The sequence below is a fragment of the Frankia sp. CeRuru1 genome, assembly GCF_977966315.1.
Map to the genome: position 1 here is coordinate 7,735 of NZ_CDWWEW010000055.1, position 3,200 is coordinate 10,934.

Sequence of the window (3,200 nt, forward strand, 5' to 3'; positions counted from 1 at the left end):
AGCCCGCCAGCCGTGCCGGGCCGGGGCGACGTCCCGGTACGCCTCATACAGCAGCGGGTCGTCACCGGCCTCCAGCGCCGTCTCTACCTGGCGGCGGTCGGCGAAGGCGGTGTGGGGGCTGCTGGCGCCCGCGTCGCCGTGCAGGAGGTGGGACAGGAATCGGCGGCTGGGCGGACCGGGGGCGGCGCCGAGAAGAGACGCGATACCGGCGGGGAGATCGTCCTCGGTCCTGGCGGTGGTGGTTGCGGGGCGCGGTAGGGCGAGGGAGTCCATGCGTTGTCTCCTGTCCGAACGTCGGTCAGGGCTAGTCCGCAGCTCACCGGCCGGCGTCGGCGGCCGGCGCCTCGGGTGTCGCGGTGGGCGTGGTCTGGTGGGCGAGTCGCTGGACCAGTACGGGGACGTCGGCGAGGTGCGCGGCGTCGGGCGCCTCGGGTCGCGACGGCTGGCGCCCCGGGTTGAACCAGACCGCGCGGCAGCCCGCGGCCAGGGCGCCGCGGACGTCGGTGCGCCAGTCGTTGCCGACGTGCACGACCTGGTCGACGGTGGTGCCGGTCTGTTCGGCGATGGCGTGGAATATCGCGGCCTGGGGTTTGGCCACGCCGAGTTCGCTGGAGAAGAACAGCCGGTCGAAGTGGTCGGTGAGCCGGTGGCGGTCGAGGATCTGCCGGGTGACGGCTCCGGGGGTCGCCAGGGTGTTGGAGGCGAGGACGAGGCGGTAGCCGGCGGCGGACAGTGCGGCGAGGCAGGCGTGCGCGCCGGGGATCAGCTGGGGGCAGGCACGCAGCACGGCGTGGGTGTGGGCGATCGTGAGCACCTGGACGAGGTCGTCGTTAGCGTCGATGCCGAGCCGGCGGACTATCGTGCGGACCTGGTCTGGGACCGGGATCTGCCGGCCGTGCGTTCGCTGCTCGTCGAGCAGCTCGGCGCGGACCTCCCGGACCGTGGTGTCCAGGTGCTCGGCGAGGAGGGTGTGGCCGAACGCGGTCAGAGCGAGGTGGAACTCGCGGACCCGCCAGGCGGCTTCGGCGTCCCGGTCGCCGTAGCTGATCAGCGTTCCCCACAGGTCCACGCTGATGACGGCGAGATTCACCGCGGGTGCCTGGTGCTGGCGTGCGCCGGGAGGTGCTGGTGCAGCCACCGGCCGGTGGCGGTCAGGTCGGCGCTGCCGAACAGCAGCGAGCCGGCGACCACGCCGTCGGCACCAGCGCCGGCGAGAGGGCCGACGGTCGCCTGGCGGATGCCGCCGTCGGCGAGGATCTTCACGGCCCGGTCGCGGCCGGTCTCCCGCAGGAGACCGCGCAGGGTCCGGAGGCGGTCGAGCGCGGCCGGGACGAGTCCGGTGCCTCGGGTACCGATCGGAGTGCCGACGAGGACGACGACGTCGACCGCGTCAAGGTAGGGGCGGGCGGCCGTGACCGGGGTGTCGAGGGTGAGTGCCAGCCCGGCGGCTTTCCCGTGCTGGCGGATGACATCGAGGGCCGAGTAGACGTCGTCACCGGTCTCGACGTGGACGGTGACGAGGTCGGCGCCAGCCTGCGCGAACAGGGCGGCGAGTGCGGCGGGCCGGCGGACCATGAGGTGGGCGTGGAAGGGGACGGTCGTCAGCGGGCGCAGCGCGGCGAGCAGGTCCGGGAAGAACAGCAGGTCGGGCACGAACTGGCTGTCGCCGACGTCGAAGTGGAACAGGTCGGCCACGGGCGAGGCGCGCTCGATCTCGGCGCGCAGGCACGCCAGGTCCGCCGACCAGACGGAGATGTCGAGCAGCAGCCGGCCGTCCGGCAGACCGGCCAGCGGCTGACTCGACGATGCCGCGCGGGTGCCGCTCATCGGGCGAGTTGTTCTTTGCAGTGGGCGACCGAGCTGGCGATGCTCCGGCGGACGTGGTCGTCGTCGTCCTCGAACCGCGGGTAGACCTCCAGCAGCACCGGCACGTCGTCCAGTCCGGCGTCCCACAGCGCCGCGCCGACCTCGGCGACGTCCACCCGTCCCTGCGGGTGGGGCCAGCCCCAGTGCGGGTCGCCCAGACCGTCGGTGTTGTCGAGGTGCACCAGCCGGATCGCCGGGCCCAGCGGGCTGATCCAGTCCCGCGGAGCGCAGTCCGGGCCGTACAGCGGTTGGTAGAGGGTGTGACCGATGTCGAGCGTCAGGCCGACCGGCACCTCGGTGCGTCCGGCCAGGTCGCGCATCAGCTGCTCGGCCTGGCCGACCGTGGCCGGGATCTCGCGGGCGATCGGCGTCGGTTCGACGAGGAACTCGGCGAGACCGACAGCCGCGGCGTGGTCGGCGACGAACACCAGGGAGTCGAGCAGGTCGGCGTAGCGCCGTGCCCGCCGGTCGGTGTCGGCGGCGTCGTGGACGCTGAGGGTGCCCAGCGGTCCCCCGACGGCGCGGGCGCCGAGCAGCGCCGTCACGTCGCAGGCCCGCCGCCACCAGGTCAGCGCGACCGCCCGCGCCTGCGGATCGGGATCGAGCAGCCCGGCGGGCACGTAGTGCGCCAGGCCGACGTAGGCGCTGTGGATGGTGAGATCCCACGCCGCGGCGGCATCGGCGATCCGACCGGCGACCTGGTCACGTTCCCGCTCCGGCCACCACGGGTCCAGCAGGTCGAAGGTGACCTGCACCGTATCCAGGCCAAGGTCCGTGCGAACGAACTCGGCCCACCGCTCCGGCTCCAGGTGGCGTTTGACGGCGAAGCACAGGTTGATACCGAGGTTCATCCGGGCTGTCCTCCTGCGGTCGGTGTGCGGGGCTGGGAGTCCTCGGCATCCGAGCCGCCCGCGGCGGCGTTCGGCCCGCGGTCATGCAGATGCGCGGCCAGCGTGGCGGCGAGCTCGTCGAGGGAGCGGCTGATGCCACCACCCAGCGCATAGTCGATCATCAGGTTGTTCGAGTCGGTGCCACCGAAGCGGCGGCAGTCGGTCTGCAACCCGAAGCAGGTCTTGCCGGCCGCGTAGGCGACCCCCAGCTCGAAACAGGCCCCCTCGTCGGGCACCCGTCCGTCTAGGACGAGCAGGAACAGCTCGCAGTCACGGACGGCCGCGTAGTCGGCGGTGAACAGCCGGGCCCGGACGGTGTGCTCGTCGGCACCGGCGCGGATCAGCGGCGCGGCCTCACCGGCGTCCCGCTGAGGCAGATAGGTGTCGAGCCCCAGGTTCCGCAGCACGCGGTCGACGGCCAGGTTGAACTCCTTCTCCGCCTGA

At 72.9% G+C, this 3,200-nt stretch carries 4 protein-coding genes and 1 pseudogene; all 5 read right to left on the reverse strand.

The features are described from left to right. A pseudogene (locus tag AC08OP_RS06465) lies at nt 1-273 on the reverse strand (hypothetical protein); the annotation flags it as partial. A gap of 43 nt (nt 274-316) precedes the next feature. Beyond that, a complete protein-coding gene (locus AC08OP_RS06470) occupies nt 317-1,090 on the reverse strand; it encodes an HAD family hydrolase (RefSeq protein WP_476613346.1) in 774 nt (257 codons plus the stop codon). After that, nucleotides 1,087-1,827 (reverse strand): ribulose-phosphate 3-epimerase, encoded by a 741-nt coding sequence (locus AC08OP_RS06475; protein WP_476613347.1) that lies wholly within the window; start codon nt 1,825-1,827, stop codon nt 1,087-1,089. The genes AC08OP_RS06470 and AC08OP_RS06475 overlap by 4 nt, the downstream gene beginning before the upstream one ends. Further along, nucleotides 1,824-2,717, reverse strand: coding sequence for a sugar phosphate isomerase/epimerase family protein (locus AC08OP_RS06480; protein ID WP_476613348.1), 894 nt, complete (start codon nt 2,715-2,717; stop codon nt 1,824-1,826). The genes AC08OP_RS06475 and AC08OP_RS06480 overlap by 4 nt, the downstream gene beginning before the upstream one ends. Then, a partial coding sequence (locus AC08OP_RS06485) for a nucleoside 2-deoxyribosyltransferase (protein ID WP_476613349.1) occupies nt 2,714-3,200 on the reverse strand: 487 nt, incomplete at its 5' end. The genes AC08OP_RS06485 and AC08OP_RS06480, both read right to left, overlap by 4 nt.

Excerpts from the sequence above, each read along its gene's own strand:
- AC08OP_RS06475 (WP_476613347.1), bottom strand. The coding sequence starts at position 1,827 with ATGAGCGGCACCCGCGCGGCATCGTCGAGTCAGCCGCTGGCCGGTCTG.
- AC08OP_RS06480 (WP_476613348.1), bottom strand. The coding sequence starts at position 2,717 with ATGAACCTCGGTATCAACCTGTGCTTCGCCGTCAAACGCCACCTGGAG.